This window comes from Mesorhizobium sp. M7A.F.Ca.ET.027.03.2.1 (assembly GCF_003999175.1).
Lineage (GTDB): Bacteria > Pseudomonadota > Alphaproteobacteria > Rhizobiales > Rhizobiaceae > Mesorhizobium.
In genome coordinates this window covers 1-5,262 of record NZ_RZOM01000369.1, presented here as the reverse complement: position 1 = coordinate 5,262, position 5,262 = coordinate 1, and the positions used below count along the sequence as shown (strand labels likewise).

The window sequence follows — 5,262 nt, the reverse complement described above, 5'->3', positions numbered from 1 at the left end:
GGTCAGGCGTCAGCATGTTCCTCAAGGCATACGGCACCGAAAGGCTTGTGGCGGAAGAAGGCCACCAGACGATTGCTATCGAGGCCAAGCCGTAGGCCATGCTCTAAGGTGTGGATGCTTAGCCGCCATTGGCGGCAAGCACGATGGCCGCCTGCAATTCCTGGAGGCCCTCGGCTTTTTCCGAAGACGTCGCCAGAACGAACGGGAACGCCGCCGGCCGCTTCTTGATCTTTGCCAGCGTCTCCTCGATCAGCCTCGGCACGCCGGCAGTCTTGATCTTGTCGGTCTTGGTCAGCACGATCTGGTAGGACACCGCCGCCTTGTCGAGCAGCGACAGCACTTCGTCGTCCTTGGCCTTGATGCCGTGGCGGGCGTCGATCAGCACATAGACGCGCTTCAGCGTGACGCGGCCCTTGAGATAGTCGAAGACCAGCTTGGTCCACTCGTCGACCTTCTCCTTCGGCGCGGTGGCATAGCCATAGCCGGGCATGTCGACCAGCGCCAAGGGCGGCAGGTCGGCGCCCTCACCCGAAAATCCGTCCGGCACGAAATAGTTGAGCTCCTGCGTGCGCCCCGGCGTGTTGGAGGTGCGCGCCAGCCCCTTCTGGTTGACCAGCGCGTTGATCAGCGACGACTTGCCGACATTCGAGCGGCCGGCAAAGGCGATTTCCGGCGGCCCTTCAGGCGGCAGGAATTTCATGGCCGGCACGCCGCGGATGAAGATCCACCCTCGCGTAAACAGTTCGGTGCCGATTATGCTGCTGTTCAGAGCGTTCAAGCTGCTGCCTCCAGAAGAGAGATATCGGCGCCCCGGATAGCATCGAGGTTGCGACTGACCTTGTCCACCGGCCAGTCCCACCACGCCACCGCCAGCAGCCGCCTGATTGTCCGGTCGTCGAAACGCATCTTCACCACCTTGGCCGCATTGCCGGCGACGATCGCATAGGGCGGCACGTCGTGCGTCACCACCGATTTCGCGGCGATGATGGCGCCGTGGCCGATTTCCACCCCGGGCAAGATCACCGCCTCCATGCCGATCCAGACGTCGCTGCCGACAATGGTGTCGCCGCGCACTTCCTTCGACCACGTCGCCGGGTCAAAACCCTTTTCCCAGCCATGGCCAAAGATATTGAACGGATAGGTCGAAAAGCCGGACATGGCGTGGTTGGCGCCGTTCATGATGAAGCGCGCGCCCTCGGCGATGGCGCAGAACCGACCGATGATCAGCTTGTCGCCGATGAACGGATAGTGGTGCAGCACGCATTTCTCGGCGAATTTATCCGGCCCGTCGGGGTCGTCATAATAGGTGAAGTCGCCGACCTCGATGTTCGGCGCATTCACCAGTCCCTTGAGGAAGCCGACGCGGGTATGCATCGGGATCGGGTGCTTGATGTCTGGGTTGGGTCCGTCCATGTCGAAGTCCGTCAGAGAAATGGCAGCCAGGCACATCCGAAACTCGAATGCGCCCGTTCAAAATAGCGTGATCCGCCCTATAGCACCAATCGGGCGACGAGCGAGCTTTCCTCGACGGCCTTGCTCATTTGCCGCCGCCACAGATCACGATCGGATCGGACATTGCGCTGTCGAAACCGCTGCCCTGATAGACGGTGACGTTCGCCGCGCCGGGCGGCAGCATGAAGCTGCCTTCGACGATTTTCTGATCGCCGGCCGGCATGTGGAGAGCCCAGCTATAGGTGCAAAACTGAGGCGGCGCCTGGGGTTCGACGTGGCTGCAGTTCAATTGCGCGCCACCCAGCATCGCGGCGCCGCCGCAGCTGACGGCGTCCTTTGCGAGCGCAATGCCAGGCCATCCCGCGATGGCCGCCACGGTCACGATCTTCAGCCAATTCATCGTCCTATCCTTGCCCGGCAACAGCCTGCTACCTGAGCCTTTTTGTGGTGTCGCAGCCCATGCGTCATTTTTCCAGGCGGGCTTAGTCCGTCTTGCGCACCGCGTCCAGCGGGATTATGTGCATGATGATAATAAGCATGCTCACTAAAAGTTGCGCCGAAACTCCAGTACCTCCCATGCCATCGCCACCCAACATCAGCTTCGTGCTGCACGATGTCGCGCGCCTGCTTCGAAAGCGGTTCGAGCAGAGGTCGCGGGCATCGGGGCTGACCCGCGCCCAATGGCAGGTGCTGGCCTATCTCTGCCTGCATGAAGGCATCCACCAGAACAAATTGGCGGACCTTATCGAGATCACGCCGATCACGCTCGCCCGGCTGCTCGACAAGATGGAGGCACGCGGCTTCATCGAGCGCCGGGCCAATCCCGCTGACCGCCGGGCATGGCTGCTCTACCTGAAGCCGCAAGCTTATCCGCTCATCGAAATCATGCGCAGCAATGGGCAGAAGACGCGGGACGAGGCCTTTGTCGGTCTTTCCGCGGATGCCCAGCTGCATCTGCTGCAAACCCTATCCCTCATCAAATCCAATCTGCTCGCGGCTTGCACCCAGCCTGCCGCCGACCGGGAGAAAACACATGGCTGAATCAACCTCACCAAAGAAGCCTGCCGAAGAAGACGGATCCTCCGCCGGCCGGGCGCGCGACCAGATCATCCGACTGGACAGCGAACGCGAACAAAGGCGAGCCGGCACCCTCATCGGCAATGACGAACTCGAAGCACCGGTCGCCCTGGAGCCGGCGGCGCTCGAGGCGCCGTCCAAGGAGCCACGGCAGGCCACGGTTGCGGTGGCGCCTCCGGCGCCGGTCAAGCCCAAGCGCGGCCGGGCACGGCCGATCCTGTTTGCCCTGCTTCCGGTCGCGCTGGTCGTCGGCGGCTATTACTACGTCATCGGCGGCCGGGTCATGACGACCGACAACGCCTACATCCAGGCGCAGTCGCTCGGCGTTTCCACCGATGTCTCCGGCACTGTGTCCGAGATCGACGTGCACGAGAACGAGGCGGTGAAGAAGGACCAGGTGCTTTTCCGGCTGCGGCCGGCCTCTTTCGAAACCGCTCTTGCCGCCGCCCAGGCGCAGCTCGGCACTGTACGCAACCAGGTGCTGACCTTGCAGGCGAGCTACCAGCAGTCGCAGGCGCTGATCGAGCAGGCGCAGGCCGACATCCCCTATTACGAGGCCGCTTTCCAGCGCCAGCAGGATCTGCTCAAGACCTCCACCTCCTCCAAGGCGACCTTTGACAGCGCCCAGCACGACCTCGTCGCCGCCCGCCAGAAAGTGTCCGTTGCCCAGGCGCAGGCACAGGCGACGCTTGCCCAGCTTGGCGGCGACGCCAGCCAGCCGGTGGAGAAGAATCCGTTCTACCTCCAGGCGCAGTCGGCGGTGGACGACGCCCAGCGCAATCTTGCCGATTCCATCGTCAAGGCGCCGTTCGACGGCATAGTCACCAATGTCGACGCGCTTCAGGTCGGCAAGTACCTGCCGGCTTCGCAGCCGGCCTTCAGCCTGATTTCGGCGACCGATCTGTGGATCGCGGCGGAGCCGAAGGAAACCGAACTGACTTATGTGCGGCCGGGACAGACGGCGACGATCAGCGTCGACAGCTATCCCGGCACCGTCTGGCACGGCACGGTCGCCTCGATCAGCCCGGCGTCGTCGTCGAGCTTCTCCTTGCTTCCGGCGCAGAACACCACCGGCAACTGGGTCAAGGTCGTGCAACGCATTCCGATGCGCGTGACGGTCGACGATCTCCAGGGCAAGCCGCCGTTGCGTGGCGGGATGAGCGTCGTGGTCGGCATCGATACCGGTCATGCGCGCGGCTTGCCGGACTTCGTGACGGACCTCCTCGGCCGGTTCGGACAAAAGTCATGACCAGCGCGTCCGCGACAGGTGGCGTGGTCGCCAATCGCGGCGCCATCACCGCCTGCGTGATCCTGGCCGTGATCATGCAGGCACTGGACACGACCATCGCCAATGTGGCGCTACCCTATATCCAGGGCAGCGTTTCGGCGAGCGCCGACCAGATAAACTGGGTGCTGACGTCCTATATCGTCGCGGCGGCCGTCATGACTCCGCCTTCGGGCTATCTTGCCAATCGTTTCGGCCGCAAGCGCATCCTTTTGATATCCATCACCGGCTTCGTCGTCGCGTCGGTGCTGTGCGGCTTCGCGCAGTCGCTGCCGCAGATCGTCGGCTTCCGCCTGCTGCAAGGTCTGTTCGGCGCGGCCCTGGTGCCGCTGGCGCAGAGCATCCTGCTCGACATCTACAGCGTCGAGGAGCGCGGCTCGGCGATGGCGCTGTTCGGCGTTTCGGTGATGGTCGGGCCGGTGCTCGGGCCGGTCATCGGCGGCTGGCTCACCGAAAACGTCAGCTGGCGCTGGGTGTTCTACATCAATGTCCCGATCGGGGCTCTGGCTTTCGCCGGCGTCTCGATGTTCGTCCAGGAAACCAAGACGGACCCCAAGGCCAGGCTGGACTGGCTGGGCTTCGGCATGCTCAGCATAACCATCGCCGCGCTGCAGATGTTCCTCGATCGCGGCGAGCAGCTCAACTGGTTTTCGTCGTCCGAGATCATCGTCGAGGCGCTGATCTGCGCGTCGGCCTTCTACATCTTCCTCGTCCACACCTTCACCGCCAAAAACACATTCGTGAACCCGCGGCTGTTCCTCGACAGGAATTTCGCCGTCGGCATGATCTTCATCTTCATCATCGGAATCACCTATCTGGCCTCGCTGGCCCTGATGACGCCCTATCTGCAGACGTTGATGGGCTATCCGGTGGTGACGGCCGGCATCGTCATGGGGCCGCGCGGTCTCGGCACCATGGCTTGCATGTTCCTGGTCGGCAGGCTGATCGGCAAGGTGGACACGCGCTGGCTGCTGTTGACCGGCCTGCTGGTCACCGCCTGGGCGATGTACGACATGACCGGCTGGACCCCTGATGTGTCGCAATGGACGATCATCAGCACCGGCTTCATCCAGGGCGCGGGCCTGGGTTTCCTGTTCGTGCCGCTGACCACCATCACCTTCGCCACGCTGGCGCCGGAGCGGCGCGCGGAAGGCACAGGCCTTTACAATCTGTCGCGGAACATCGGCTCCAGCGTCGGCATATCCGTCGTCACCGCGCTGTTGACGGAGAACGTGCAGATCAACCACGCCAACATCGCCACCTATGTGACGCCTTACAACCAGGCTTTCAGCAATCCGGCCATCTTCCAGGCGATGGATCCCTACAGCGCCGCGGGCCGCGCCGCGCTCGACGGCGTGGTGACGCTGCAGGCGACGATCATCAGCTACATGAACGACTTCAAGCTGATGATGATCCTGTCGCTTGCCGCCATTCCGCTGGTTCTGTTG

The 5,262-nt window shown here is 63.1% G+C and carries 6 protein-coding genes and 1 pseudogene; 4 read left to right on the top strand and 3 right to left on the bottom strand.

Annotated features, from left to right (window positions below; genetic code table 11):
• Nucleotides 1-95, top strand: a pseudogene (locus tag EN750_RS40795) (TetR/AcrR family transcriptional regulator); the annotation flags it as partial.
• A 23-nt stretch (nucleotides 96-118) separates the two neighbouring features.
• Here the strand turns inward: EN750_RS40795 and yihA are convergent.
• The 3 genes from yihA to EN750_RS17235 form a co-directional block, all read right to left on the bottom strand.
• Nucleotides 119-778 carry a ribosome biogenesis GTP-binding protein YihA/YsxC gene (gene yihA, locus EN750_RS17245; protein WP_024502094.1) on the bottom strand — a complete coding sequence of 220 codons (660 nt, stop codon included), beginning with the start codon at nucleotides 776-778 and terminating at the stop codon, nucleotides 119-121.
• On the bottom strand, nucleotides 775-1,413 hold the full coding sequence (locus EN750_RS17240) for a CatB-related O-acetyltransferase (protein WP_189526262.1): 639 nt from the start codon (nucleotides 1,411-1,413) through the stop codon (nucleotides 775-777). The genes yihA and EN750_RS17240 overlap by 4 nt, the downstream gene beginning before the upstream one ends.
• A gap of 124 nt (nucleotides 1,414-1,537) precedes the next feature.
• On the bottom strand, nucleotides 1,538-1,852 hold the full coding sequence (locus EN750_RS17235; RefSeq protein WP_127397123.1) for a hypothetical protein: 315 nt from the start codon (nucleotides 1,850-1,852) through the stop codon (nucleotides 1,538-1,540).
• Nucleotides 1,853-2,028: 176 nt separating this feature from the next.
• Here EN750_RS17235 and EN750_RS17230 point away from each other — a divergent pair, with 176 nt between their 5' ends.
• From EN750_RS17230 to EN750_RS17220, 3 genes are all read left to right on the top strand, one after another.
• Complete coding sequence (locus tag EN750_RS17230) at nucleotides 2,029-2,493, top strand: MarR family winged helix-turn-helix transcriptional regulator (protein WP_127397122.1); 465 nt, start codon at nucleotides 2,029-2,031, stop codon at nucleotides 2,491-2,493.
• Nucleotides 2,486-3,778: an HlyD family secretion protein gene (locus EN750_RS17225; protein ID WP_127397121.1), complete on the top strand. Its 1,293-nt coding sequence runs from the start codon at nucleotides 2,486-2,488 to the stop codon at nucleotides 3,776-3,778. The genes EN750_RS17230 and EN750_RS17225 overlap by 8 nt, the downstream gene beginning before the upstream one ends.
• Nucleotides 3,775-5,262 (top strand): DHA2 family efflux MFS transporter permease subunit (locus EN750_RS17220; protein WP_127397120.1); only part of this gene is annotated, 1,488 nt, incomplete at its 3' end. The genes EN750_RS17225 and EN750_RS17220, both read left to right, overlap by 4 nt.